This window comes from Geobacillus sp. FSL W8-0026 (assembly GCF_037966255.1).
Lineage (GTDB): Bacteria > Bacillota > Bacilli > Bacillales > Anoxybacillaceae > Geobacillus > Geobacillus icigianus.
Window position 1 is genome coordinate 126925 of the sequence record NZ_CP150194.1, and the last position, 25576, is coordinate 152500.

Annotated in this window: 42 protein-coding genes; 41 read left to right on the top strand and 1 reads right to left on the bottom strand. The window is 52.0% G+C overall.

The features are described from left to right. Positions 1-4 precede the first annotated feature (4 nt). The 40 genes from tuf (at position 5) to NST29_RS00840 (ending at position 23722) form a co-directional block, all read left to right on the top strand. Positions 5-1192 (top strand): elongation factor Tu, encoded by a 1188-nt coding sequence (gene tuf, locus NST29_RS00645; RefSeq protein ID WP_033021003.1) that lies wholly within the window; start codon positions 5-7, stop codon positions 1190-1192. Positions 1193-1631: 439 nt separating this feature from the next. Then, a complete protein-coding gene (gene rpsJ / locus NST29_RS00650) occupies positions 1632-1940 on the top strand; it encodes a 30S ribosomal protein S10 (protein WP_008881945.1) in 309 nt (102 codons plus the stop codon). Positions 1941-1960: 20 nt separating this feature from the next. Next, positions 1961-2602 (top strand): 50S ribosomal protein L3, encoded by a 642-nt coding sequence (gene rplC, locus NST29_RS00655; protein WP_033021002.1) that lies wholly within the window; start codon positions 1961-1963, stop codon positions 2600-2602. A 29-nt stretch (positions 2603-2631) separates the two neighbouring features. Beyond that, positions 2632-3255 carry a 50S ribosomal protein L4 gene (rplD, locus tag NST29_RS00660; RefSeq protein ID WP_033021001.1) on the top strand — a complete coding sequence of 208 codons (624 nt, stop codon included), beginning with the start codon at positions 2632-2634 and terminating at the stop codon, positions 3253-3255. Further along, entirely contained in the window at positions 3255-3542 is a 288-nt protein-coding gene (rplW, locus tag NST29_RS00665) for a 50S ribosomal protein L23 (protein WP_033020999.1), read from the top strand. The genes rplD and rplW overlap by 1 nt, the downstream gene beginning before the upstream one ends. Positions 3543-3577: 35 nt before the next feature. Next, complete coding sequence (gene rplB / locus NST29_RS00670) at positions 3578-4408, top strand: 50S ribosomal protein L2 (protein ID WP_033020998.1); 831 nt, start codon at positions 3578-3580, stop codon at positions 4406-4408. A 33-nt stretch (positions 4409-4441) separates the two neighbouring features. Continuing rightward, on the top strand, positions 4442-4720 hold the full coding sequence (gene rpsS, locus NST29_RS00675; RefSeq protein ID WP_003247570.1) for a 30S ribosomal protein S19: 279 nt from the start codon (positions 4442-4444) through the stop codon (positions 4718-4720). 18 nt (positions 4721-4738) lie between these two features. Then, positions 4739-5080 carry a 50S ribosomal protein L22 gene (rplV, locus tag NST29_RS00680; RefSeq protein ID WP_033020996.1) on the top strand — a complete coding sequence of 114 codons (342 nt, stop codon included), beginning with the start codon at positions 4739-4741 and terminating at the stop codon, positions 5078-5080. Positions 5081-5083: 3 nt separating this feature from the next. Then, positions 5084-5740, top strand: a complete 657-nt coding sequence (gene rpsC, locus NST29_RS00685; protein ID WP_033020994.1) for a 30S ribosomal protein S3 — start codon at positions 5084-5086, stop codon at positions 5738-5740. A gap of 2 nt (positions 5741-5742) precedes the next feature. Further along, positions 5743-6168, top strand: a complete 426-nt coding sequence (gene rplP, locus NST29_RS00690) for a 50S ribosomal protein L16 (RefSeq protein WP_011229627.1) — start codon at positions 5743-5745, stop codon at positions 6166-6168. Continuing rightward, a complete protein-coding gene (gene rpmC / locus NST29_RS00695) occupies positions 6168-6368 on the top strand; it encodes a 50S ribosomal protein L29 (RefSeq protein ID WP_011229628.1) in 201 nt (66 codons plus the stop codon). Before rplP ends, rpmC begins: the two co-directional genes overlap by 1 nt. 25 nt (positions 6369-6393) lie before the next feature. After that, entirely contained in the window at positions 6394-6657 is a 264-nt protein-coding gene (gene rpsQ / locus NST29_RS00700; RefSeq protein ID WP_033008672.1) for a 30S ribosomal protein S17, read from the top strand. A gap of 49 nt (positions 6658-6706) precedes the next feature. Next, on the top strand, positions 6707-7075 hold the full coding sequence (rplN, locus tag NST29_RS00705; protein WP_033020993.1) for a 50S ribosomal protein L14: 369 nt from the start codon (positions 6707-6709) through the stop codon (positions 7073-7075). Positions 7076-7111: 36 nt separating this feature from the next. Then, positions 7112-7423: a 50S ribosomal protein L24 gene (gene rplX, locus NST29_RS00710; protein ID WP_033020989.1), complete on the top strand. Its 312-nt coding sequence runs from the start codon at positions 7112-7114 to the stop codon at positions 7421-7423. A 27-nt stretch (positions 7424-7450) separates the two neighbouring features. Next, a complete protein-coding gene (gene rplE / locus NST29_RS00715; RefSeq protein WP_033020988.1) occupies positions 7451-7990 on the top strand; it encodes a 50S ribosomal protein L5 in 540 nt (179 codons plus the stop codon). 26 nt (positions 7991-8016) lie between these two features. After that, the gene (locus NST29_RS00720; RefSeq protein ID WP_003247599.1) at positions 8017-8202 is read left to right on the top strand and encodes a type Z 30S ribosomal protein S14; all 186 of its coding nucleotides are present in this window, start codon (positions 8017-8019) and stop codon (positions 8200-8202) included. Between the two features lie 32 nt (positions 8203-8234). After that, a complete protein-coding gene (gene rpsH / locus NST29_RS00725) occupies positions 8235-8633 on the top strand; it encodes a 30S ribosomal protein S8 (RefSeq protein WP_012820490.1) in 399 nt (132 codons plus the stop codon). Between the two features lie 32 nt (positions 8634-8665). Beyond that, on the top strand, positions 8666-9202 hold the full coding sequence (gene rplF, locus NST29_RS00730; RefSeq protein WP_033020986.1) for a 50S ribosomal protein L6: 537 nt from the start codon (positions 8666-8668) through the stop codon (positions 9200-9202). Positions 9203-9235: 33 nt separating this feature from the next. Next, positions 9236-9598, top strand: coding sequence for a 50S ribosomal protein L18 (gene rplR, locus NST29_RS00735; RefSeq protein ID WP_033020984.1), 363 nt, complete (start codon positions 9236-9238; stop codon positions 9596-9598). Positions 9599-9617: 19 nt separating this feature from the next. Then, positions 9618-10118, top strand: coding sequence for a 30S ribosomal protein S5 (rpsE, locus tag NST29_RS00740; protein WP_033020982.1), 501 nt, complete (start codon positions 9618-9620; stop codon positions 10116-10118). A 13-nt stretch (positions 10119-10131) separates the two neighbouring features. Then, positions 10132-10320 (top strand): 50S ribosomal protein L30, encoded by a 189-nt coding sequence (rpmD, locus tag NST29_RS00745; protein ID WP_025039211.1) that lies wholly within the window; start codon positions 10132-10134, stop codon positions 10318-10320. Between the two features lie 25 nt (positions 10321-10345). After that, positions 10346-10786 (top strand): 50S ribosomal protein L15, encoded by a 441-nt coding sequence (gene rplO, locus NST29_RS00750; protein ID WP_061912141.1) that lies wholly within the window; start codon positions 10346-10348, stop codon positions 10784-10786. Further along, entirely contained in the window at positions 10786-12078 is a 1293-nt protein-coding gene (gene secY, locus NST29_RS00755; protein ID WP_061912140.1) for a preprotein translocase subunit SecY, read from the top strand. The genes rplO and secY overlap by 1 nt, the downstream gene beginning before the upstream one ends. Before the next feature lie 40 nt (positions 12079-12118). Next, a complete protein-coding gene (locus NST29_RS00760; RefSeq protein ID WP_033842684.1) occupies positions 12119-12772 on the top strand; it encodes an adenylate kinase in 654 nt (217 codons plus the stop codon). Continuing rightward, entirely contained in the window at positions 12769-13515 is a 747-nt protein-coding gene (gene map / locus NST29_RS00765; RefSeq protein ID WP_033842682.1) for a type I methionyl aminopeptidase, read from the top strand. Before NST29_RS00760 ends, map begins: the two co-directional genes overlap by 4 nt. A 103-nt stretch (positions 13516-13618) precedes the next feature. Continuing rightward, positions 13619-13837: a translation initiation factor IF-1 gene (gene infA, locus NST29_RS00770; protein WP_011229642.1), complete on the top strand. Its 219-nt coding sequence runs from the start codon at positions 13619-13621 to the stop codon at positions 13835-13837. A gap of 36 nt (positions 13838-13873) precedes the next feature. Continuing rightward, positions 13874-13987: a 50S ribosomal protein L36 gene (gene rpmJ / locus NST29_RS00775; protein ID WP_011229643.1), complete on the top strand. Its 114-nt coding sequence runs from the start codon at positions 13874-13876 to the stop codon at positions 13985-13987. Between the two features lie 21 nt (positions 13988-14008). Further along, entirely contained in the window at positions 14009-14374 is a 366-nt protein-coding gene (gene rpsM / locus NST29_RS00780; protein ID WP_033020970.1) for a 30S ribosomal protein S13, read from the top strand. A 25-nt stretch (positions 14375-14399) separates the two neighbouring features. Further along, complete coding sequence (gene rpsK, locus NST29_RS00785; RefSeq protein WP_011229644.1) at positions 14400-14789, top strand: 30S ribosomal protein S11; 390 nt, start codon at positions 14400-14402, stop codon at positions 14787-14789. 141 nt (positions 14790-14930) lie between these two features. Beyond that, positions 14931-15875 carry a DNA-directed RNA polymerase subunit alpha gene (locus NST29_RS00790; RefSeq protein ID WP_033020967.1) on the top strand — a complete coding sequence of 315 codons (945 nt, stop codon included), beginning with the start codon at positions 14931-14933 and terminating at the stop codon, positions 15873-15875. Between the two features lie 109 nt (positions 15876-15984). After that, complete coding sequence (gene rplQ, locus NST29_RS00795) at positions 15985-16347, top strand: 50S ribosomal protein L17 (RefSeq protein ID WP_033842680.1); 363 nt, start codon at positions 15985-15987, stop codon at positions 16345-16347. 117 nt (positions 16348-16464) lie between these two features. Then, positions 16465-17304 carry an energy-coupling factor ABC transporter ATP-binding protein gene (locus NST29_RS00800; RefSeq protein WP_033842679.1) on the top strand — a complete coding sequence of 280 codons (840 nt, stop codon included), beginning with the start codon at positions 16465-16467 and terminating at the stop codon, positions 17302-17304. After that, the gene (locus tag NST29_RS00805; protein ID WP_033842678.1) at positions 17280-18152 is read left to right on the top strand and encodes an energy-coupling factor ABC transporter ATP-binding protein; all 873 of its coding nucleotides are present in this window, start codon (positions 17280-17282) and stop codon (positions 18150-18152) included. The genes NST29_RS00800 and NST29_RS00805 overlap by 25 nt, the downstream gene beginning before the upstream one ends. Then, the gene (locus tag NST29_RS00810; RefSeq protein ID WP_061912139.1) at positions 18145-18942 is read left to right on the top strand and encodes an energy-coupling factor transporter transmembrane protein EcfT; all 798 of its coding nucleotides are present in this window, start codon (positions 18145-18147) and stop codon (positions 18940-18942) included. Before NST29_RS00805 ends, NST29_RS00810 begins: the two co-directional genes overlap by 8 nt. A 12-nt stretch (positions 18943-18954) precedes the next feature. Continuing rightward, positions 18955-19716 carry a tRNA pseudouridine(38-40) synthase TruA gene (gene truA / locus NST29_RS00815; RefSeq protein ID WP_061912138.1) on the top strand — a complete coding sequence of 254 codons (762 nt, stop codon included), beginning with the start codon at positions 18955-18957 and terminating at the stop codon, positions 19714-19716. A 304-nt stretch (positions 19717-20020) separates the two neighbouring features. After that, positions 20021-20458, top strand: a complete 438-nt coding sequence (gene rplM, locus NST29_RS00820) for a 50S ribosomal protein L13 (protein ID WP_061912137.1) — start codon at positions 20021-20023, stop codon at positions 20456-20458. Positions 20459-20480: 22 nt separating this feature from the next. Continuing rightward, complete coding sequence (rpsI, locus tag NST29_RS00825; RefSeq protein WP_012820498.1) at positions 20481-20873, top strand: 30S ribosomal protein S9; 393 nt, start codon at positions 20481-20483, stop codon at positions 20871-20873. Between the two features lie 400 nt (positions 20874-21273). Next, positions 21274-21714: a YbaK family protein gene (locus NST29_RS00830; RefSeq protein WP_033020951.1), complete on the top strand. Its 441-nt coding sequence runs from the start codon at positions 21274-21276 to the stop codon at positions 21712-21714. Between the two features lie 66 nt (positions 21715-21780). Then, complete coding sequence (gene cwlD, locus NST29_RS00835; protein ID WP_033020948.1) at positions 21781-22497, top strand: N-acetylmuramoyl-L-alanine amidase CwlD; 717 nt, start codon at positions 21781-21783, stop codon at positions 22495-22497. Between the two features lie 205 nt (positions 22498-22702). Continuing rightward, positions 22703-23722 carry an Mrp/NBP35 family ATP-binding protein gene (locus NST29_RS00840; protein WP_033021077.1) on the top strand — a complete coding sequence of 340 codons (1020 nt, stop codon included), beginning with the start codon at positions 22703-22705 and terminating at the stop codon, positions 23720-23722. 82 nt (positions 23723-23804) lie between these two features. Here NST29_RS00840 and gerD read toward each other — a convergent pair whose 3' ends face one another. Beyond that, entirely contained in the window at positions 23805-24434 is a 630-nt protein-coding gene (gerD, locus tag NST29_RS00845; RefSeq protein ID WP_033020945.1) for a spore germination lipoprotein GerD, read from the bottom strand. 147 nt (positions 24435-24581) lie between these two features. Between gerD and NST29_RS00850 the strand changes: the two genes are divergently transcribed. Further along, positions 24582-25181, top strand: a complete 600-nt coding sequence (locus tag NST29_RS00850) for a KinB-signaling pathway activation protein (protein WP_033021075.1) — start codon at positions 24582-24584, stop codon at positions 25179-25181. The last annotated feature ends 395 nt before the right edge of the window (positions 25182-25576 follow it).

Genomic DNA, 25576 nt, shown 5'->3' on the forward strand with positions numbered 1-25576 from the left:
TCTCATGGCTAAAGCGAAATTCGAACGCACGAAACCGCACGTCAACATCGGCACGATCGGCCACGTTGACCATGGGAAAACGACGTTGACAGCTGCCATCACGACGGTTTTGGCAAAACAAGGAAAGGCGGAAGCGAGAGCATACGACCAAATCGACGCGGCTCCGGAAGAGCGTGAGCGCGGAATCACGATCTCGACGGCGCACGTTGAGTATGAAACGGACAATCGCCACTATGCGCACGTTGACTGCCCAGGGCACGCGGACTACGTCAAAAACATGATCACGGGCGCAGCGCAAATGGACGGTGCAATCCTTGTTGTATCGGCAGCGGACGGTCCGATGCCGCAAACGCGCGAGCACATTCTTCTCTCCCGCCAAGTTGGCGTTCCGTACATCGTTGTGTTCTTGAACAAATGCGACATGGTGGACGACGAAGAATTGCTTGAGCTCGTTGAAATGGAAGTTCGCGATCTGCTCTCTGAATACGACTTCCCGGGCGATGAAGTGCCGGTCATCAAAGGTTCGGCATTAAAAGCGCTCGAAGGCGACCCGCAATGGGAAGAAAAAATTCTTGAACTGATGAACGCGGTTGACGAGTACATCCCGACGCCGCAACGTGAAGTAGACAAACCGTTCATGATGCCGATCGAGGACGTCTTCTCGATTACGGGCCGCGGTACGGTTGCGACGGGCCGTGTTGAGCGCGGTACGTTGAAAGTCGGCGATCCGGTTGAAATCATCGGTCTTTCCGATGAACCGAAATCGACGACGGTTACGGGCGTAGAAATGTTCCGCAAGCTTCTCGACCAAGCGGAAGCCGGCGACAACATCGGTGCGCTTCTCCGCGGTGTATCGCGCGATGAAGTTGAGCGCGGCCAAGTGTTGGCGAAACCGGGCTCGATCACGCCGCATACGAAATTTAAAGCGCAAGTTTACGTTTTGACGAAAGAAGAAGGCGGACGCCATACGCCGTTCTTCTCGAACTACCGTCCGCAATTCTACTTCCGTACGACGGACGTAACGGGCATCATCACGCTTCCGGAAGGCGTTGAGATGGTTATGCCTGGCGACAACGTCGAAATGACGGTCGAACTGATCGCTCCGATCGCGATCGAAGAAGGAACGAAATTCTCGATCCGTGAAGGCGGCCGCACGGTTGGCGCTGGTTCGGTATCGCAAATCATTGAATAATTGAAGCGAAAAGAGGGTGTCCGGAAAACGATCGGGACACCCTCTTTCGTTTTCTATCAAGTTGTGCGATCTTGAACGGCGGCGTTTTTTCGGTCAGCCTTTTTCTTTTGCCTATTGGCCAAAAGAGCGACGCCCCCAACGTTGGTTCACCCTTTTTCCTCGAGCGAGCGTGGTGCTTGCATGTGCTCCCCTTCCATCTTTCCTTTTCCCGAGGCGATGTTGAAAACGGCCCGGTGCCTCGGTATAATGAAGAAGTGTGGGAAAAGCGAAGAAATGGCTTGCAATCTCCCTTACATACCAGTATAATATCAAATGTTGGTCTTTGACTGCGATGAAGCGGAAGGTTGCTGACACACCCGGCCGCTTTGCCACGGCGGTGTGCAGGAAATTTCCGTGGAGAAGTCTATTTTCAAAATAGGCGAAGAAGGAGGGAAACCAAATGGCAAAAGAAAAAATTCGCATTCGTTTAAAAGCTTACGATCATCGAATTTTGGATCAGTCAGCGGAGAAAATTGTGGAAACCGCAAAACGTTCTGGGGCAAAAGTGTCGGGTCCGATTCCGCTGCCGACAGAAAGAACGGTGTATACGATCCTGCGCGCCGTTCACAAATACAAAGACTCCCGTGAACAATTCGAGATGCGGACACATAAGCGCTTGATTGACATCATCAATCCGACTCCGCAAACGGTGGATTCGTTAATGCGATTGGATTTGCCGTCCGGTGTGGACATTGAAATTAAACTTTAATGGATTAGGAGGTGTGACCAATGACGAAAGGAATCTTAGGAAGAAAAATCGGTATGACGCAAGTATTTGCGGAAAACGGCGATTTGATTCCGGTAACTGTCATCGAAGCGACGCCGAACGTCGTTTTGCAAAAGAAAACGATCGAAAACGACGGTTACGAAGCGATTCAATTAGGTTTTGAAGACATTCGCGAAAAGCGCGCCAACAAACCGCAAATCGGCCATGCTGCCAAAGCAAACACGGCACCTAAGCGCTTCATTCGCGAAATCCGTGGCGCCAACGTGGATGAATACGAAGTTGGTCAAGAAGTGAAAGTGGACATTTTCAGCGAAGGCGACATCGTGGACGTCACAGGCACTTCGAAAGGGAAAGGGTTCCAAGGGGCCATCAAGCGCCACGGCCAATCGCGCGGACCAATGGCTCACGGTTCTCGCTACCATCGTCGCCCTGGTTCGATGGGGGCCATCGCGCCGAACCGCGTATTCAAAACGAAAAACTTGCCGGGCCGCATGGGTGGCGAGCGTGTGACGATCCAAAACTTGAAAATCGTCAAAGTCGATCCGGAACGCAACTTGCTGCTCATTAAAGGCAATGTGCCAGGACCGAGAAAAGGCTTAGTGATTGTCAAAAGCGCTGTGAAAGCGGCGAAGAAGGCGAAATAACATCCGGCCAAGAAAGGAGGAACTACGTAATGCCAAAAGTAGCATTGTACAACCAAAACGGACAGACAGTCGGCGAAATTGAACTGAACGACGCCGTTTTTGGGATTGAGCCAAATAAACATGTGTTGTTTGAAGCAGTCATCATGCAACGCGCTTCGATGCGCCAAGGAACGCACAAAACGAAAAACCGCGCTGAAGTGAGCGGCGGCGGCCGCAAACCGTGGCGTCAAAAAGGGACAGGACGCGCCCGCCAAGGTTCGATTCGCGCTCCGCAATGGCGCGGCGGCGGCACGGTCTTCGGTCCGGTACCGCGCAGCTACAGCTACAAACTGCCGAAAAAAGTTCGCCGTTTGGCGATCAAATCGGCTTTGTCTTCGAAAGTGCTCGAAAACGACATCGTTGTCTTGGACCAATTGTCGTTGGAAGCGCCGAAAACGAAAGAAATGGTAAAAATTTTGAATAACCTCTCGGTTGACCGGAAAGCGCTCATTGTCACCGACGAATTGAACGAAACCGTGTATTTGTCGGCGCGCAACATCCCGGGCGTCAAAGTGGTGGCGGCCAGCGGCATCAATGTGCTTGATGTGCTGAACCACGACAAGCTCGTCATTACGAAGGCGGCCGTGGAGAAGGTAGAGGAGGTGCTTGCATAATGAAAGACCCTCGCGACATTATTAAGCGCCCCATCATCACGGAAAACACAATGGACTTGATCGGGCAAAAAAAATATACGTTTGAAGTCGACGTCAAAGCGAACAAAACGGAAGTAAAAGACGCCGTTGAGAAAATTTTTGGCGTCAAAGTCGAAAAAGTCAACATCATGAACTATAAAGGGAAATTTAAACGCGTCGGCCGTTACAGCGGCTATACGAACCGCCGCCGCAAAGCGATCGTGACGCTGACGCCGGACAGCAAAGAGATCGAACTGTTCGAAGTGTAACGAACTCATATTTGTGACGAAGGAGGGACATTCCGATGGCGATTAAAAAATATAAACCGACATCGAACGGCCGTCGCGGCATGACGGTGCTGGATTTCTCGGAAATTACGACAGATCAGCCAGAAAAATCGCTGCTCGCTCCGTTAAAGAAAAAAGCGGGCCGCAACAACCAAGGGAAAATCACGGTTCGCCATCAAGGCGGTGGCCATAAACGCCAATACCGGATCATCGACTTTAAACGCGACAAAGACGGAATTCCGGGACGCGTTGCTACGATCGAATACGATCCGAACCGTTCCGCCAATATCGCGCTCATCAACTATGCTGATGGCGAGAAGCGCTACATTATCGCGCCGAAAAACTTAAAAGTCGGCATGGAAATCATGTCCGGCCCGGACGCAGACATTAAAGTGGGCAATGCGCTGCCGCTTGAGAACATCCCGGTCGGTACGCTCGTCCACAACATCGAGCTGAAACCAGGCCGCGGCGGGCAATTGGTGCGCGCAGCAGGCACGTCAGCCCAAGTGCTTGGGAAAGAAGGAAAATATGTCATCGTTCGTCTTGCTTCCGGCGAAGTGCGCCTGATTTTGGGCAAATGCCGCGCTACGGTCGGCGAAGTCGGCAACGAGCAGCATGAGCTTGTCAACATCGGGAAAGCGGGACGCGCTCGCTGGCTTGGCATTCGTCCGACAGTCCGCGGTTCGGTCATGAACCCGGTTGACCATCCGCACGGCGGTGGTGAGGGCAAAGCACCAATCGGACGCAAATCGCCGATGACGCCGTGGGGCAAACCGACGCTTGGCTACAAAACGCGCAAAAAGAAAAACAAATCGGATAAATTCATCATCCGTCGCCGCAAGAAGTAATGAACGAGCGCAATTCAGAAGGGAGGTTCACTTATGGGTCGCAGCTTGAAAAAAGGTCCGTTTTGCGATGAACATTTGATGAAAAAGATTGAAAAATTGAATGAAACAGGGCAAAAACAAGTGATCAAAACATGGTCTCGCCGTTCGACGATCTTCCCGCAATTTGTCGGGCATACGATCGCAGTGTACGATGGCCGTAAACACGTTCCCGTTTACATCACGGAAGACATGGTCGGGCACAAGCTCGGGGAATTCGCGCCGACGCGCACGTTCCGCGGCCATGCCGGCGATGACAAGAAAACGAAACGGTAATGAGAGGAGGTTCTAGATATGCAAGCTAAAGCAGTTGCGAGAACCGTTCGCATCGCTCCTCGCAAAGCGCGCTTAGTCATTGACTTGATTCGTGGCAAAGAAGTCGGCGAAGCGTTCGCGATTTTGCGCCATACGCCAAAAGCGGCTTCTCCGATCATCGAAAAAGTATTGAAATCAGCGGTCGCCAACGCTGAGCACAACTATGACATGGACGTTACCAACTTGGTGGTTTCTCAAGCCTATGTCGATGAAGGTCCGACGCTGAAACGTTTCCGTCCGCGCGCGATGGGACGGGCAAGCGCCATCAACAAACGCACAAGCCATATTACGATCGTCGTTTCAGAAAAGAAGGAGGGATAATCCGTGGGTCAAAAGGTTCATCCGATCGGTCTGCGCATCGGCATCATTCGTGACTGGGAATCAAGATGGTATGCGGAAAAAGACTACGCCGATCTGCTGCACGAAGACTTGAAAATCCGTGAATATCTCAACAAACGCCTGCAAGATGCGGCCGTTTCCCGCGTGGAGATCGAACGGGCAGCCAACCGCGTCAACGTCACGATCCATACGGCGAAACCGGGCATGGTGATCGGGAAAGGTGGCTCTGAAGTCGAAGCGCTCCGCAAAGCGCTCGCGCAGCTGACGGGCAAGCGGGTTCATATCAACATCGTTGAAATTAAAAAGCCGGATTTGGACGCGAAACTTGTCGCTGAAAATATCGCTCGCCAATTGGAAAACCGCGTTTCGTTCCGCCGGGCGCAAAAACAAGCCATTCAACGGGCGATGCGCGCCGGGGCGAAAGGGATCAAAACGATGGTATCCGGCCGTTTAGGCGGGGCCGATATCGCTCGTTCGGAACATTACAGCGAAGGGACGGTTCCACTCCATACGTTGCGCGCTGACATTGACTATGCGACGGCAGAAGCCGACACGACGTACGGAAAAATCGGCGTCAAAGTATGGATTTATCGTGGGGAAGTCCTTCCGACTAAGAAAAAAGCCGAGGAAGGAGGAAAATAATCATGTTGATGCCAAAACGCGTCAAATATCGCCGCGAACATCGCGGACGGATGAAAGGCCGCGCGAAAGGCGGTACGGAAGTTCATTTCGGTGAATTTGGCTTGCAAGCATTGGAATCGGCCTGGATTACGAACCGGCAAATCGAAGCGGCTCGCCGGGCGATGACTCGTTACATGAGACGGGGCGGGAAAGTATGGATCCGCATTTTCCCATCCAAACCGTATACCGCCAAGCCGCTTGAAGTGCGGATGGGTTCCGGTAAAGGGGCGCCGGAAGGATGGGTTGCCGTTGTGAAACCGGGCAAAGTGATGTTTGAAGTGGGCGGTGTTTCTGAAGAAGTGGCACGTGAAGCATTGCGTCTCGCTTCTCACAAACTTCCGATCAAATGCAAATTTGTAAAACGTGAAGAAACTGGTGGTGAAGCGTAATGAAAGCGAAAGAAATCCGTGAGTTGACCACTGCCGAAATCGAACAAAAAATTAAAGCGTTGAAGGAAGAACTGTTCAACCTTCGCTTCCAGCTGGCGACCGGCCAATTGGAAAACACGGCGCGCATCCGTCAAGTGCGCAAAGACATCGCCCGCATGAAAACGATCATTCGCGAACGTGAGCTCGCTGCCAATAAATAATGTTGTTTGAGAGGAGGTTTGCGAAATGAGCGAACGCAATCAACGCAAAGTGTACGTTGGACGGGTTGTATCGGACAAAATGGACAAAACGATCACCGTATTGGTGGAAACGTACAAAAAACATCCGCTGTACGGCAAGCGCGTGAAATATTCGAAAAAATACAAAGCGCACGATGAACATAACGAAGCGAAAGTCGGCGACATCGTCAAAATCATGGAGACTCGCCCGCTGTCGGCCACGAAACGCTTCCGTTTGGTCGAAATCGTTGAGAAAGCCGTTGTTCTCTAATGGTTCTTCGCTTAGTTCGGAGAGATAATTCCGAAAGGAGGTTTCGTCGATGATTCAACAAGAATCTCGCTTGAAAGTAGCTGATAACTCTGGCGCACGCGAAGTGCTCGTCATTAAAGTGCTTGGAGGCTCGGGCCGCCGCTATGCGAACATCGGCGACATCGTGGTCGCTACGGTTAAAGATGCGACACCAGGTGGCGTTGTTAAAAAAGGTCAAGTCGTGAAAGCGGTCGTTGTTCGCACGAAACGCGGAGTGCGCCGTCCGGATGGCTCTTACATCCGTTTTGACGAAAACGCCTGCGTCATCATCCGCGATGACAAAAGCCCGCGCGGCACGCGGATTTTCGGACCGGTTGCCCGCGAACTGCGCGACAAAGACTTCATGAAAATCATTTCGTTGGCCCCGGAAGTTATCTAACGGAACGGAACAGCGTTTCAAGGAGGTGCGAATGCGATGCATGTAAAAAAAGGTGATAAAGTGCAAGTGATCTCCGGAAAAGACAAAGGCAAACAAGGCGTCATCCTCGCGGCATTTCCGAAGAAAAACCGCGTCATCGTCGAAGGCGTCAACATCGTGAAAAAGCACGCGAAACCATCGCAAGCCAACCCGCAAGGCGGCATTATCGAAAAAGAAGCGCCGATCCATGTTTCCAAAGTGATGCCGCTCGATCCGAAAACAGGCGAACCGACGCGCATTGGCTATAAAGTGGTTGACGGCAAAAAAGTGCGCTACGCGAAAAAATCCGGAGAGATTTTAGATAAATAACCGTGACGCAGGAAAGGAGGTACTTTTATGAACCGCCTGAAAGAGAAGTATGTAAATGAAGTCGTTCCTGCTCTCATGAGCAAGTTCAACTATAAATCGATCATGCAAGTGCCAAAAATCGAAAAAATCGTCATCAACATGGGCGTCGGCGACGCGGTGCAAAATCCGAAAGCGTTAGACAGCGCCGTTGAAGAGCTGACATTGATCTCCGGCCAACGTCCAGTAGTGACACGCGCGAAAAAATCGATCGCTGGCTTCCGCCTGCGCCAAGGAATGGCGATCGGGGCGAAAGTGACGCTGCGCGGCGAACGGATGTATGAGTTTCTCGATAAGTTGATTTCGGTCTCGCTTCCGCGCGTGCGCGACTTCCGCGGCGTATCAAAAAAATCGTTTGACGGCCGCGGCAACTATACGCTCGGCATTAAAGAACAGCTCATTTTCCCAGAGATCGACTACGATAAAGTGAACAAAGTGCGCGGCATGGACATCGTGATCGTCACAACGGCCAACACCGACGAAGAAGCGCGCGAATTGCTGGCATTGCTCGGCATGCCATTCCAAAAATAATCCCATAGCACAAGGGAGGCGAAATCGTGGCTAAAAAATCGATGATCGCGAAACAAAAACGGACGCCGAAGTTTAAAGTAAGAGCGTACACCCGCTGCGAGCGCTGCGGCCGCCCGCACTCGGTTTACCGCAAATTTAAACTGTGCCGTATTTGTTTCCGTGAACTCGCATATAAAGGTCAACTTCCAGGCATTAAAAAAGCCAGCTGGTAATCAACCCATTGATTGGGAAGGAGGTAAAACAAATGGTGATGACAGATCCAATTGCTGATATGCTGACTCGCATCCGCAATGCGAACATGGTGCGTCACGAAAAACTCGAAGTCCCGGCTTCGAAAATCAAGCGGGAAATCGCGGAAATCTTAAAGCGCGAAGGGTTTATTCGTGATTATGAATATATCGAAGACAACAAACAAGGGATTCTCCGCATTTTTCTGAAATACGGTCCGAACAACGAACGTGTCATTACCGGGCTGAAACGCATCAGCAAGCCAGGATTGCGCGTGTATGTCAAAGCCCATGAAGTGCCGCGCGTCTTAAACGGCTTAGGAATCGCCATTCTTTCGACATCGCAAGGCATTTTAACGGACAAAGAAGCACGGCAAAAAGGCACGGGCGGCGAAGTGATCGCCTACGTTTGGTAATTTATCTGCTCAAGAATGGAGGTGTTTTTGACATGTCACGTGTCGGCAAAAAACCAATTGAAATTCCGGCCGGTGTTACGGTTACGATCAACGGCAATACGGTCACGGTGAAAGGGCCAAAAGGGGAACTGACCCGCACGTTCCACCCGGATATGACGATCACCGTTGAGGGCAACGTGATGACGGTGACGCGTCCAAGCGATGAAAAACAACATCGTGCGCTGCACGGCACAACGCGCAGCCTGCTCGCCAACATGGTCGAAGGCGTTTCGAAAGGCTACGAAAAAGCGCTCGAACTCGTTGGGGTCGGATACCGGGCGTCGAAACAAGGGAAAAAGCTGGTGTTGAGCGTCGGTTATTCTCATCCGGTCGAAATTGAGCCGGAAGAAGGGCTTGAAATTGAAGTGCCGTCCCAAACGAAAATCATCGTCAAAGGCGCAGACAAACAGCGCGTCGGCGAGCTGGCGGCCAACATTCGCGCCGTACGTCCGCCGGAGCCGTATAAAGGCAAAGGCATTCGCTACGAAGGCGAACTGGTGCGCTTAAAAGAAGGCAAAACGGGTAAATAACGCGGCATAGCGAAGCGAAAGGAGTGACATTCGATGATCACGAAAGTGGATCGAAACGCGGTTCGGAAAAAAAGACACGCACGCATCCGCAAAAAAATCTTTGGCACGGCTGAACGTCCGCGGTTGAGCGTGTTCCGTTCGAACAAACACATTTACGCGCAAGTGATCGACGATACGAAATCGGCAACGATCGTCAGCGCCTCGACATTGGATAAAGAATTCACTTTGGATTCGACAAACAACATTGAAGCGGCGAAGAAAGTCGGCGAACTCGTCGCCAAGCGGGCGTTGGAAAAAGGCATTAAACAAGTCGTCTTTGACCGCGGCGGGTATTTGTACCACGGCCGAGTGAAAGCATTAGCGGATGCCGCCCGTGAAACTGGCCTAGAATTCTAATTACAAAGGAGGGACAACGATGCGTCGTATCGACCCAAACAAACTTGAATTGGAAGAACGTGTAGTCGCAGTCAACCGTGTAGCAAAAGTCGTGAAAGGCGGACGCCGCCTGCGCTTCTCTGCCTTGGTTGTCGTCGGCGACAAAAACGGCCATGTCGGCTTTGGCACTGGGAAAGCGCAAGAAGTTCCGGAAGCGATCCGCAAAGCGATTGAAGATGCGAAGAAAAACTTAATTGAAGTGCCGATCGTTGGCACGACGATTCCACACGAAGTGATCGGCCACTTTGGCGCTGGAGAAATCATTTTAAAACCGGCTTCCGAAGGTACGGGAGTCATCGCCGGCGGTCCGGCGCGTGCCGTTTTGGAGCTGGCAGGCATCAGCGACATTTTGTCGAAATCCATTGGTTCGAACACACCGGTCAACATGGTGCGTGCCACGTTTGACGGCTTAAAACAATTGAAACGCGCCGAAGACGTCGCAAAATTGCGCGGCAAAACAGTCGAGGAACTGTTAGGATAAGGGGGGAACGATCATGGCAAAAAAACTGGCGATTACCCTCACACGCAGCGTGATTGGCCGTCCGGAAGATCAACGCGTCACCGTTCGAACGCTCGGCTTGCGGAAAATGCATCAGACTGTCGTTCATAACGATAATCCTGCCATTCGCGGGATGATTAACAAAGTCGCTCACCTTGTCAACGTGAAAGAAATCGAAGAATAATGAGGTCATAAGGAGGTGCTTTGCGATGAAACTTCATGAATTGCAACCAGCGCCGGGTTCCCGCAAAAAAGCGGTTCGCGTCGGCCGCGGGATCGGTTCGGGCAACGGCAAAACGTCTGGTCGTGGTCAAAAAGGTCAAAATGCTCGTTCTGGCGGGGGTGTGCGCCTCGGTTTTGAAGGAGGACAAACGCCGCTGTTCCGCCGCTTGCCGAAACGCGGGTTTACGAACATCCATCGGAAAGAATATGCGGTCGTAAACTTAGACAAATTGAACCGCTTTGAAGACGGAACGGAAGTCACGCCGGAGCTGCTTCTTGAAACGGGCGTCATCAGCAAGCTCAAATCGGGCGTGAAAGTTTTAGGCAAAGGCCAAATCGAGAAAAAGCTGACGGTCAAAGCGCACAAGTTCTCGGCGTCGGCAAAAGCAGCCATTGAGGCGGCTGGCGGTAAAACTGAGGTGATTTAATGTTTCGGACAATCTCCAACTTTATGCGCGTCAGTGACATTCGAAACAAAATTATCTTTACTCTTCTTATGTTGATCGTGTTCCGCATCGGCACGTTCATTCCGGTTCCGAACGTGAACGCGGATGTATTAAAACTGCAAGATGAACTGAATGCATTCGGCGTCCTGAACATTTTCGGCGGCGGGGCGCTGCGGAATTTTTCAATCTTTGCCATGGGGGTTATGCCCTACATTACGGCGTCGATTATCGTCCAACTGCTGCAAATGGACGTCGTTCCGAAGTTTACGGAATGGTCCAAGCAAGGCGAGGTTGGCCGGCGTAAATTAGCTCAGTTTACCCGCTATTTTACGATTGTGCTCGGGTTCATCCAAGCCCTCGGCATGTCGTACGGCTTTAACAATTTGGCCAACGGGATGCTCATTCAAAATCCGGGCATTGGCACGTATTTGCTCATTGCGGTCGTCTTGACCGCGGGCACCGCCTTTTTGATGTGGCTCGGTGAGCAAATCACGGCCAAAGGAGTCGGAAACGGGATTTCGATCATCATTTTCGCCGGGATCGTTTCCGGCATTCCGACGGTGTTGAACCAAATTTACGCCCAACAGTTTGAAAATGTTGGCGATGACTTGTTTTTGCGCATCGTCCGGCTGCTGCTTGTTGCGTTGGCGATCATCGCCGTGATCGTTGGCGTCATTTACATCCAGCAGGCGTTCCGGAAAATTCCGATTCAATACGCGAAGCGGTTGGAAGGGCGAAGCCCAGTGGGCGGCCACTCGACCCATCTGCCGCTGAAAGTGAACCCGGCCGGGGTCATTCCGGTCATTTTCGCGGTGTCGTTTTTGATTGCGCCGCCGACGATTGCATCGTTTTTTGGCACGAATGACGTAACATTATGGATTCGCCGAACGTTTGACTATACCCATCCGGTTGGCATGACTCTCTACGTCGCGCTCATCATCGCTTTTACGTACTTTTATGCGTTCGTTCAAGTCAACCCGGAGCAGATGGCGGACAATCTGAAAAAGCAAGGCGGCTATATTCCAGGTATTCGCCCAGGGAAAAGCACGCAAGAATATGTGACAAAAATTTTGTATCGGTTGACATTGGTCGGTTCAATCTTTTTGGCGGTGATCGCGATCTTGCCGGTGTTCTTCGTAAACTTTGCCAACTTGCCGCCCTCTGCCCGCATTGGCGGCACGAGCTTGCTCATTGTCGTCGGTGTGGCTTTGGAGACGATGAAACAGCTCGAGAGCCAGCTAGTCAAACGCCACTACCGCGGATTCATCAAATAAGGCAAGAGCGGACGTCCCTTGCCGTTTAGGGGGAGTTAGGGTGAATTTAGTGCTGATGGGGCTGCCAGGTGCCGGAAAAGGCACGCAGGCTGAGAAGATTGTCGAAGCGTACGGAATCCCGCACATTTCCACGGGAGATATGTTCCGGGCAGCGATCAAAGAAGGCACTCCGTTAGGGAAGCAGGCCAAACAATACATCGATCGCGGTGATCTCGTTCCTGACGAAGTGACGATCGGCATCGTCCGCGAGCGGTTGAGCAAGGCGGATTGCCAAAACGGATTTTTGCTCGATGGCTTTCCGCGTACGGTCGCCCAAGCCGAAGCGCTCGAAACGATGCTTTCGGAAATCGGCCGCCAACTCGATTATGTCATTCACATTGATGTCCGCCGCGAAGTGTTGCTCGAGCGTCTGACCGGCAGACGAATTTGCCGCAATTGCGGAGCGACGTACCATCTCGTTTTTCATCCGCCCGCGGTGCCGGGGGTGTGCGATAAATGCGGCGGCGAGTTATACCAGCGCGCCGATGACAATGAAGCGACGGTAGCCAATCGGCTTGAGGTCAATCAAAAGCAAATGAAGCCGCTGCTCGATTTTTATGAGCAAAAAGGCTATTTGCGCCATATTAACGGCGAACAGGACATGGAAAAGGTGTTTGCTGATATTCGGGAATTGCTCGGGGGATTGTCTGCATGATCCGCTGCAAAACCGCGCAGGAAATCGCGCTGATGCGCGAGGCGGGAAAAATCGTGGCCCTTGTCTTGGAAACGTTGAGAAAGGAAATCCGTCCCGGGATGACGACAAAGGAATTGGACGCCATTGCGGAGGAAACGATTCGTTCCCATGGCGCCATTCCGTCGTTTAAAGGATATCAAGGGTTTCCGGGCAGCATTTGCGCTTCGGTGAATGAAGAGCTTGTGCACGGCATTCCCGGCGAGCGAGTGCTAAAGGAAGGCGATATTATCACTGTTGACGTTGGGGCCCAATATCAAGGGTATCATGCCGACTCCGCTTGGACGTATCCTGTCGGGAAAATCGATGCCGAGACGAAGCGGCTGCTCGATGTGACGGAGCAGGCGCTCTACATCGGGCTCGCTGAGGCGAAGCCCGGGGCGCGGTTGACGAATATCTCCCACGCGATTCAAATGTACGTGGAAGCGAATCACTTTTCCGTCGTCCGGGAGTATGTGGGGCACGGAATTGGTCAACACTTACATGAAGACCCACAAATCCCACATTATGGGCCACCAAACAAAGGACCGGTGTTGCGGCCGGGAATGACCTTATGTATCGAACCGATGGTCAACGCCGGCAGCCGTCATGTGAAAACACTGGCGGATGACTGGACCGTTGTCACCGCGGATGGGAAACGGTGTGCCCATTTCGAGCATACCATTGTGATCACAGACGCTGGCTATGAAATTTTAACCGTTTCGTAAAAGCTCCCAGTCGCGAGGAGCGAATGAAAAGATCGCCCGCTCAATGTCCGTTCGGTTTTGCGCAACACCATGTTACTCATTCGTAAGGAGGGGGAGCCGCCCTATGGCTAAGGACGATGTAATCGAAGTGGAAGGCACCGTCATTGAAACATTGCCAAATGCGATGTTTCGTGTAGAATTAGAAAATGGGCATACGGTGTTGGCCCATGTGTCCGGCAAAATCCGCATGCACTTTATCCGCATTTTGCCCGGAGACCGGGTGACGGTGGAGTTGTCGCCGTATGATTTGACGCGGGGACGAATTACGTATCGGTATAAATAAAAGACGCACTCCGTTTCATTTAAGGAGGGAAACAACATGAAAGTAAGACCGTCCGTCAAGCCGATTTGCGAAAAATGCAAAGTCATTCGCAGACGCGGCAAAGTGATGATCATTTGCGAAAATCCAAAGCATAAACAACGCCAAGGGTAATTTTCAAGGAGGTGCACAACGATGGCACGTATTGCAGGTGTTGACATTCCGCGCGACAAACGAGTCGTCATTTCGTTGACATACATTTACGGAATTGGAAAATCGACCGCGCAAAAAATCTTAAAAGAAGCGGGTGTATCGGAAGACACGCGCGTTCGTGACCTGACGGAAGAGGAGCTTGGCCGCATTCGCGAAATCGTCGGCCGCCTGAAAGTGGAAGGCGATTTGCGTCGGGAAGTATCGCTCAACATCAAACGGTTGATGGAAATTGGCTGCTATCGTGGTCTTCGCCATCGCCGCGGCTTGCCGGTTCGCGGACAAAACACGAAAAACAATGCCCGCACGCGCAAAGGTCCGCGCCGTACGGTAGCGAACAAGAAAAAATAATCACGCAAAGGAGGTCATTTGACGAATGGCACGCAGAACAAACACGCGCAAACGTCGGGTAAGAAAAAACATTGATACAGGCATCGCTCATATCCGTTCGACATTCAATAACACGATCGTGACGATCACGGATGTTCACGGCAACGCCATCGCCTGGGCGAGCGCCGGTTCGCTCGGATTCAAAGGTTCGCGCAAATCGACGCCGTTTGCGGCACAAATGGCAGCTGAAGCGGCAGCGAAAGCGTCGATGGAACATGGCATGAAAACGGTCGAAGTGAACGTCAAAGGTCCAGGGGCTGGCCGTGAAGCAGCGATCCGCGCTTTGCAAGCGGCTGGATTGGAAATTACGGCGATCAAAGACGTCACTCCAATCCCGCACAATGGATGCCGTCCGCCAAAACGTCGCCGCGTGTAACGCTTCGTATAGAATTTGCCCCATTGTCAATAATGGGATATGATAAAGACCATGGCAAAAAGAAAGATTCATGGGGGAATGTTGTTAGGCGTGTACCGTTTGGTCGGGGTCTCGACGTTTTGAAGGAGGGTATAATAATCGATGATTGAAATTGAGAAGCCGAAAATTGAAACGGTCGAGCTGAGCGAAGATGCCACCTACGGCAAATTCGTCGTCGAACCGCTTGAGCGCGGATATGGTACAACTTTAGGAAACTCCTTGCGTCGTATCCTATTGTCTTCACTCCCTGGTGCGGCTGTAACATCGGTGCAAATTGACGGCGTTCTGCATGAGTTTTCAACGATCGAAGGCGTCGTCGAAGATGTGACGGCCATCATTTTAAATATTAAAAAGCTGGCGTTGAAAATTTATTCGGATGAGGAAAAAACGTTAGAAATCGATGTGCAGGGTGAAGGAGTTGTCACAGCTGCCGATATTACTCATGACAGCGATGTCGAAATTTTAAACCCAGACCTTCATATTGCGACGCTGGCGGAAGGCGGCCGCCTGCGCATGCGCATGACCGCCAAACGGGGGCGCGGCTATGTCCCGGCTGAGGCGAACAAGCGCGAAGACCAGCCGATTGGCGTCATTCCGATCGACTCCATTTATACACCGGTCTCCCGCGTTTCTTATCACGTGGAGAATACGAGGGTCGGTCAAGTGACGGATTATGACAAACTGACCATCGATGTGTGGACGGATGGAAGCATCGGACCGAAAGAAGCCATTTCGCTCGGGGCCAAAATTTTGACTGAGCACTTGAACATCTTTGTCGGCCTGACCGATGAAGCGCAAAATGCCGAAATCATGGTCGAAAAAGAAGATGATCAAAAAGAAAAAGTGCTGGAAATGACGATCGAGGAGCTTGATCTTTCGGTTCGCTCCTACAACTGCCTGAAACGGGCCGGCATCAACACCGTTCAGGAGCTCACGCAAAAAACGGAAGAAGATATGATGAAAGTGCGGAACCTTGGCCGCAAATCGCTTGAGGAGGTCAAAGCGAAGCTCGCTGAGCTGGGTCTCAGCTTGCGCAAAGACGATTAAAAGCCGCCCTTTGGCGAAAGCGGCGCCGTGCTTTGGCCATATCTTTTGCGGTGCGGCCGGTGCGATCAGCAGCAAAGAACTGCATCACTCTAAAAGGGAGGGACATTTGATGTCGTACAGAAAGTTAGGACGCACGACCTCGCAACGGAAAGCGTTGCTTCGTGATTTAACCACTGACCTGATCATCAATGAACGCATCGAAACGACGGAAGCGCGGGCCAAAGAATTGCGCTCGGTGATGGAAAAAATGATTACGCTTGGCAAACGCGGCGATTTGCATGCCCGTCGCCAAGCAGCGGCGTTCATCCGCAAGGAAGTCGCCAACAGCGAAACGGGCCAAGATGCGTTGCAAAAGCTGTTCAGCGACATTGCGCCGCGCTACCAAGATCGCCAAGGCGGCTATACGCGCATTTTGAAACTTGGTCCTCGCCGCGGTGACGGGGCGCCGATGGTGATTATTGAACTCGTGTAACGGTTTCATTCAACAAGGGCGAGACAGTTTCGTTTGAACTGGATCTATGCCCTTTTTTTGTTTACCATATCTTAAAAGCCGCATCGGCAAACGCGGCGGGAGCAAGGGGAAACGATCATGGCCGAACCGATCTTGTCGCTGGAAGAAGTATGTTTTCGTTATCCAAATCAGTCGGAGTATGCGGTTCAACACGTCAGCTTTCAAGCCGAACGCGGGGAATGGCTGGCGATCGTCGGCCATAATGGATCCGGCAAGTCCACGATCGCTCGTCTGCTGATCGGCTTGCTTCGGCCGGAGCGGGGCGTGATTCGTCTGTTTGGCCGCCCACTGGATGAAACGACGGTGTGGGATGTGCGCCGTCGCGTAGGCATGGTGTTTCAAAATCCAGACAATCAGTTTGTCGGCACGACGGTCGAGGACGACATCGCTTTTGGCTTGGAAAACAACGGCATTCCGCGTGCTGAGATGGCTTGGCGCATCGATGAAGCGGTCCGTCAAGTGCATATGGAGCCGTTCCTTCAACATGAGCCGCATCGGCTTTCCGGCGGGCAAAAACAGCGCGTCGCCATCGCCGGCATTTTGGCGCTTCGCCCCGATATGATCATCTTGGATGAAGCGACATCCATGCTGGATCCTCGAGGGCGCGATGAAGTGTTGGAGACGGTGCGCCGCCTGAACCGCCAGCATCGCATCACCGTCTTGTCGATCACCCATGATCTTGAAGAAGCGGCCAAGGCCGATCGCCTGATCGTCATGAACAAAGGGGAAGTGATGGCGGAAGGGACGCCTGAGCAAATCTTTCGGCTCGGCAGCAAATTGGAACGCATCGGTCTTGATTTGCCGTTTGCGGTAAAAATGGGCAGCCGCTTGCGGGAACAAGGGCTGCCGCTGAGGCTAGGGTATTTTACCATGGAGGAGTTGGTCGAGGAGCTATGGACATTGTATTCGAAAACGTAGAGCACATATACAATGCCCGCTCTCCGCTTGCCCGCCGCGCCCTATATCACGTCAACGTCACGATTCGAAGCGGAGCGTATGTCGCCATCGTCGGCCATACCGGTTCGGGCAAATCGACGCTCCTTCAGCACTTGAACGGCCTCTTGCAGCCGACAAGCGGCACGGTGAAAATTGGCGAAGAGACGATCACAAGCGGCAAACGGCCCAAGCAGCTCAAACCGCTCCGCAAAAAGGTCGGGATCGTGTTTCAATTCCCGGAGCACCAACTGTTTGAAGAGACGGTTGAAAAAGATATTTGCTTTGGTCCGCTGAATTTCGGCGTTCCCGAGGAAGAAGCCAAGCGGAAAGCAAGGGAGCTCATCCGGTTGGTCGGGTTGGACGATGAAACGCTTGCCAAATCGCCGTTTGACTTAAGCGGTGGACAGATGCGGCGCGTCGCCATCGCCGGCGTGCTCGCGCTTGAGCCGGAAGTGCTAGTGCTCGACGAGCCGACCGCCGGGTTGGATCCGCGGGGGCGGAGGGAGATTATGGAGATGTTTTACCGTCTCCATCGCGAAAAGCGGCTAACGACCGTATTGGTAACGCATAGTATGGAAGATGCGGCTCGGTATGCCGATGAGCTGATCGTGATGCACGAAGGAACGGTGTGGGGCCAAGGGACCCCGGAGGAAGTATTTCGCGACGCCGAGCGGCTGGCGGCCATCGGTTTAAGCGTGCCGGAGACCGTCAAGTTGAAACGGGCGTTGGAAAGGCGGTTTGGCGTCACCATTCCGTCGCCATGTTTAACGATCGAACAGGCGGCCGAAGCGATTCGCGACTGGTTTTCTAGGGTGAGCGCTCATGAGTAATCATTTGATTATCGGGCAATACGTGCCCGGACAATCGATCATTCATCGCCTTGATCCGCGCGCCAAGCTGCTCATTGTGTTCGCCTATGTCTTGATTGTGTTTTTGGCCAATAATGCTGCGACCTATGCCCTGTTGTCCGTGTTTGCGTTCTTGTTCGCCGCCCTGTCGCGCATCCCGTTTTCCTATATCATGCGTGGGTTGAGGCCGGTGATATGGGTGGTGCTGTTTACCTTCGTTTTGCATGTATGGATGACAAAAGAAGGGGATGTGCTCTATCGAATCGGTGTGTTGACGATTTATGAGGAAGGCGTTCGGCAAGGCATCTTTATTTCGCTCCGGTTTTTGCTGCTTGTGCTGATGACGACGATGCTGACGCTGACGACGACGCCGATTGAGGTGACCGACGGCGTCGAGAGTTTGCTCGGGCCGCTCAAAAAGATGCGCGTCCCCGTCCATGAGCTCGCCTTGATGATGGCCATTTCGCTCCGTTTTATTCCGACCCTTATGGAAGAGACGGAAAAAATCATGAAGGCGCAGGCGGCCCGCGGGGTCGACTTCTCCGGCGGTCGCTTTTCCGAGCGGATGAAAGCGATCGTCTCGCTGCTCGTTCCCTTGTTTATCAGCTCATTCAAACGAGCTGATGAGCTGGCGACAGCCATGGAGGCGCGCGGCTATCGCGGCGGGGAAGGACGGACGAAATTTCGCCAGCTCGCTTGGAAACGGACGGATACGGTCTGTTTCGCGGCGGTTGTGCTGCTTGCCATTCTGCTTTGTCTACTACGCTCATAGCGGAGGAAAGCCATGGTGCGAAGGATAAAATGTGTGATCGCGTATGACGGCACCCATTTTTTTGGCTACCAAATTCAGCCGGGAAAACGGACGGTGCAAGGCGAACTGGAACGCGTGCTCAAGCGAATGCACAAGGGAAAGGAAGTGCGCGTGGCAGCTTCCGGACGAACCGATGCCGGTGTTCATGCTTACGGGCAAGTCATCCACTTTGACACGCCGCTTTCCCTTTCTCCTGAGCAATGGAAAAAAGCGTTGAACGCCCAGCTGCCCGATGATATTGTCGTTCGTTCAGCTGCTGAGACCGATTCCGCCTTCCACGCCCGATTTTCCGCCAAAGCGAAAGAGTATCGCTATAACGTATGGACCGCGGCCGAGCGCGACGTCTTTCGCCGCCATTACTGCGCATGGCACCCGTATCCGCTCCACATAGACGCCATGAATGAGGCGCTCGTCCCGCTGAAGGGGACACACGATTTTACGGGCTTTTGTTCGGCCAAAACAGCGATGGAGGACCGTGTGCGCACCATTTACCATGCCGAAGTGGAAGCGGACGGCCCAATGCTTCAATTTCGTTTGATCGGCAGCGGTTTTTTATATAATATGGTGCGCATTATCGTCGGCACGGTGCTTGAGGTCGGCCAAGGGAAACGTTCGCCGTCTGACATCGAATGGCTGCTTGCCGCTAAGGACCGCCGGCTTGCTGGTCCGACGGCGCCGGCGCAGGGACTGTACTTGTGGCGCGTATACTACGGAGACGAACATTTCGATCAGTAGCTTGAGGTCGCCTCTTCCGCTCCGCCAAGAGCGCTGCGACAAGGGCGCTTCGGCTCCGGGAGCTTTTCCGTGGCCCGAGAGCTTAAGGAATAAGCGCCGGAGGCAACTTGATTTTCCACCTCCATCGCCACGAGAGGAACGATGACAACGAATCCTCGTGTAACATCTTCTTGACATCGGCGTTCCAGCAGGCTATTATATCATATGGCATGTATTTTCCACGATTAGCCCCGGACAGCAAATCGTGTTGAAATAAAGAGCTAACCTTATTCGTTCACTTTTTATGATTTAGGAGGGAAAGGCATTGCGTACGACTTACATGGCAAAACCGAAGGAAGTAGAGCGTAAATGGTACGTTGTCGACGCAGCTGGCAAGACGTTAGGTCGTTTGGCCAGCGAAGTAGCGGCGCTGTTGCGCGGCAAGCATAAACCGATCTTCACTCCGCATGTCGATTGCGGGGATCACGTCATCGTGATCAATGCGGACAAAGTCGAGCTGACAGGGAAAAAACTAACGAAAAAGCTGTATTATCGCCACAGCTTGTATCCGGGCGGTTTGAAAGTGAGAACCGCGCTTGAAATGCGCACAAATTACCCGGAACAAATGATTGAACGGGCGGTGCGTGGCATGCTTCCAAAAGGCAGCCTTGGCCGTCAAATGTTCAAAAAACTGCACGTGTACCGCGGAAGCGAACATCCGCATCAAGCGCAAAAACCGGAAGTATACGAACTTCGCGGATAATTGATAAGGGAGGGTATTGGTGTTGGCACAAGTACAATATTACGGCACAGGTCGTCGCAAAAGCTCGGTTGCCCGCGTCCGCCTTGTTCCGGGCGATGGACGCATCATCGTCAATAAAAGAGATATTCGCGAATATATTCCGTCGGAAGCGCTCATCGAAATGGTGAAACAGCCGCTTGTGTTGACGGAAACGCTCGGCAGCTATGACGTTTTGGTCAATGTTCAAGGCGGCGGATTTGCTGGCCAAGCGGGCGCCATTCGCCACGGCATCGCTCGCGCCCTGCTTGAAGTGGATCCGGAATTCCGCGCGGTGCTGAAGCGCGCTGGCTTGCTGACGCGCGATGCCCGCGTCAAAGAGCGGAAAAAATACGGGCTCAAAGGCGCCCGCCGCGCTCCGCAGTTCTCGAAGCGCTAAAACAAGCCTTTCGGTTCGGGCTCCCAATCGTTATCGATTGGGGGCCTTTTTCAGTTGCCACACGGCCCGATTTTATTCATTGATCAAAAAGGTTGGTGATTTAAGGAAAAATACTGCTGAGTTCCACCCATTTCTCAATGAGAGAAACCTCACACAATCAGCTTTCTTTTCTGAATGAAAATGCCTCCAATTAGTGTGACAGCGCCTTTTCACCGGCCTTCAAAGGAAACCACCGTTTTTCACCAGCCATCTACAGGTTGTGCCCAACACCCTTGTGCTTGGCGTCGGGGTGTTTTTGTTGTCGTTTCTGGCTGGTTTTTTTGCTGATTTCTGCCTTTCGTCCGCACGTATGAATGCGCCTGATCGTTAAACACTACATCGTAAAGGAGCGTGAAAGACGATGGCCGTCATCACTTCATTGGCGGAGAAAAGGCAGGAAAAGCAATTGCGCTACGAACGGAACATGCTGCGCGAATTATCGTTGGAGAAGCTGCGGGCGAAAGTGCTTGAGCACTTTCTTTCCTTCTATACAACCTATCGGGTGTTTCCGTCCGTTGTCGAGGAAGGTTGCATCGACTTGGCCATTGAAGCCTACTTGCTCGGCGCCCGTTACAGCCGGTTTGGCTATTATGGGGAGGAGGCGGACAGCGTGCGCCGGCGCTGTGTTCAGGAAGAGAAGTACTTAGTCGACACTTTGTTTGATTTTCTTTGTTTCTGGGGCGGCATCGATGAAGACCTCGTGAGCCAGTCGCTCTACTATGCGTGTGAACACTATATCGGCGGTTGGTGGATGGAAGGATTTGAACGGGGAAAAAAACGGCGCCGGTTAAAACTTCGCTAAACGAGTTCTATTCCCGCGCCTTGTCCCATATAAGATAGAGAAGGGAAACGCGCGGGAGGAGAAACAATGAACAAAAAGTGGAAGTGGCTAGCCATTTTGGCTGTCGTCACGATCACAGCGCTTTTTCTATTTCTATCTCTATTTTCCGATTTGACCTCAACAAAGCCATGGAATCTCCCGCTCTCCGGGAGAATCATCGTATTGGACCCCGGCCACGGCGGACCGGATGGCGGCGCCGTTGGCGGCGAAGTGCTGGAAAAAGAAATTGCCTTGAGCGTCGCGAAAAAACTGCGCGACTATTTGCAACAGCAAGGGGCGCTCGTTCTCATGACGCGCGAAACAGACCGCGACTTGGCCAGCCCGTCAACGCGCGGTTACAGCCGGCGCAAAACGGAGGACTTGCGTGAGCGCACCGCTTTGATCAACCAAGCGGAGGCCGATCTATTCATCAGCATCCATCTCAATGCCATTCCCTCCCCCCGCTGGCGAGGAGCGCAGACGTTTTATTACGGTTCATTGATTGAAAATAAACGCTTGGCCAAGTTCATCCAAGCTGAACTACGACGCAATTTGGAAAATACCGATCGATCGGCGAAAATGATCGATACGGTTTATTTGTTAAAGCACGCCAAGATTCCAGGGGCGCTTGTTGAGGTCGGTTTTTTATCGAACCCAGACGAACGGGAGCTGCTCGCCTCGGACCATTATCAAACAAAGTTGGCCGCCTCGATTTACAAAGGGGTGCTGCGCTATTTTTCAAACGAACCGACTCCCCGTGAATAGCGGGGAGTTGTGCTTTTTGCCCTGTTGGCGAAAAAAAACGCTCATGGCCTAGCCCGATTTGGTCATAAGTCGTCCGCTAGCGAGAAGGTTTGAAGCCGATCGCGACGTTTTCGCGGAATCGAGCGGCAACATGGCAGCCGCCTGCCCGTTTATGGTATGATGCGTATAGAAGCAACCATCGATTGTGAAAAGGTTGGTGAAGACGATGCTGACAGCAAATGACGTGCGAGCCATTCTTGAAAAAATGAAAGATCCGTTCTTAAATAAAACCTTTCAAGAAACGAATGCCATTCAAGAAATTAAAATCAAGGAAGAGAAAAACCATGTCAGCGTGAAAATTGCCCTCGCCAAAACGGGAACGCCTGAGCAGCTCCGCTTGCAGATGGAGATCGTTCAGCAGTTGAAAAACGCGGGGGCAGCGACTGTTGGGCTGCGGTTTGCTGAATTGCCGCGCGAAACAGTTGAAAAATATCGTCAGCACAAGCCGAAAACGACGTATATTGCCATTGCCAGCGGCAAGGGAGGAGTCGGCAAATCGACCGTCTCTGTCAATTTGGCCATTGCCCTCGCTCGTCTCGGCAAAAAAGTGGGGCTAATTGACGCCGATATTTATGGATTTAGTGTGCCTGACATGATGGGAATTACCGAGCGCCCGACAGTAAGGGGCGATAAAATTATCCCCGTGGAACGGTTTGGGGTAAAAGTCATTTCGATGGCCTTTTTTGTTGAGGACAACGCCCCGGTGATTTGGCGCGGACCGATGCTGGGGAAAATGCTCAACAACTTTTTTAAAGAAGTCGAGTGGGGCGATTTAGACTATCTATTGCTTGATCTGCCGCCAGGGACAGGTGATGTCGCCTTAGACGTCCATACGCTTCTGCCATCGTGCAAGGAAATTATCGTCACAACCCCGCATCCGACCGCCGCGTTTGTCGCCGCCCGCGCTGGAGCCATGGCGCTGCGCACGGAGCACGAGATTATCGGGGTCATCGAAAACATGTCCTATTACGAAAGCCGCAAAACAGGCGAACGAGAATACGTCTTTGGCAAAGGCGGCGGGGAAAAGTTGGCCAAAGAGTTGCAAACCGAACTGTTAGGACAGCTGCCGCTTCAGCAGCCGGATTGGAATGACGACGACTTCGCCCCGTCGGTCTATGCAGAAGATCATCCGATTGGGAAAATTTATATGGATATCGCGCGTAAAATTGTCGCCAAGTCCTCGTAAAAAACAAAGCGTCCGATGGCTGTAGGGCTGACCGTGTTCGTCTTCGGCGAACGGCGCCCTTTCGCATCCGGACGCTTTTTGATTATCCGCTCCCACCTTGTTGGTTGCCGCCTCCTCCTTCTTCTCCTTCCCCGCCTTCTTCTCCTCCCTCTTCTTGTTTTCCCCCGCCTTGCTGGAGCGATTCCGCCGCTTTTGTCAGCATATCTTGAATTTTGGCCTGATATAGCGGGCTGTTCAGCGTTTCTGTTACGACTTTTTGCACGTGCTGGCGGAACTCCTTGCTTTTTAAGACATCCATCATCGCTTTTTCTGCTTCTGGATCTTTTAGAATGTCAATTATCATACCTTGATATTCAGGGTCTTTCATCAGCGCTTTCATCATTTTTTCATGCTCTTTTTGCAACCCTTTGGCAAAGCTTTCGGCAAATTTCGGGTCTTTGAAAGCATTTTCCCAAAATTTTTTTCCTTGTTCAGACGTCAGCACCTGCTGCAGCGTCTCTTTCACAGCAGTCTGGTCCATCATGAGCTGCTGCTTCATCTGCTCGTCAGACATAATATCTTGAATCGCCTTTTTCCCCTCGTCGGTTTTTAAAATGTCAACAACCATTTTTTTCGTTTCATCATAATCCGGTGGAGGGGGGCTGATTTCTTGAGGGGCACAAGAACCGAGAAAGAGAAAACTGAGCAAGAGGAGCGGTAGGTGTTTGTTCATGAAAATGAGCTCCTTTCTGCAAAAATCCCTCACCCTTAATATGAATGTTGGTGAAAAAAATATGCATGGAGAGGAATGGAGCTGGCTTTTTCGAAAGGGCGCTGGTAAAATGATAAGCGGATGATGTTGATGATGGAGGATGAAGCTGTGAACAGCCGCAAATGGGTGCGTTTGTTTTTGTCCACATTGCTGATAGGCGGCATTGCCACGGCAGCCGTTGGCATGATTTTGAACAGGAAGGAATTTGCGCATCTCTTTGTCCGCTTGGAGATCGTAGAGCTGCTCGCGGTGTTGTTTTGGCATATTGGCGTCGGTTTTATTTTTAGCGTCATCAGCCAAGCCGGTTTTTTTGCCTATTTGACCATTCACCGATTCGGCCTCGGTTTTTTTCGTTCACTCTGGAATTCGGTGCAGCTCGTTCTCATCGTGTTTGTCCTGTTTGACCTCGTCTATTTTCGCTATATGGTGTTTGCGGACAAGGGAGATTCGATCATCCCTTACCTTCTTGTGGCCCTGTTTATTTTGGCGGTCGGCCTCGCCGTTGCCTATGTTAAGAGTGTACAAACCAATAAAGGTGCGTTCGTTCCCGCCCTGTTTTTTATGGTTGTTGTGACGGTGATCGAATGGTTTCCTGTGCTGCGCATCAATGACCGCGATTGGCTGTATTTGATGCTCATCCCATTATTACTATGCAATGCATACCAGCTTCTTATTCTGCATAAGTTGACAGGCGGCGCAAAACAATAAAGAGGAGACGCCGCCTTTTCTTTTTTCACGTTCGTGAGGGAGAGAGGGCTTGATTGATGTCGGCTCGAGCCGCTCCGGAAGCCGATGATAGAAGGGAAGGGAGCGTGCGGCTTCACAGCATTGTTTCCAGAATGGAAAAGCTTTTCCCTCAGCCCAGCTTTTTCCCTGTTGACTCATCGATCAAAAAGGGAAACTGTGTTTTTCGCCTCCTTCCGAGAGGCGGGTGATTTAGTACAAAAACGATGGATTCCACTCATTTCTCAATTGGAAAAACCTTGCAGAATCCGCTTTCTCTTCTGAATGAAAACGCCGCCGATCGGGAGGTGACAGCGGTTTTTCACCGGCTTTCTAGGAGGCTGGTGATTTAATCGTGGATACGGCTTTACAATGTTATT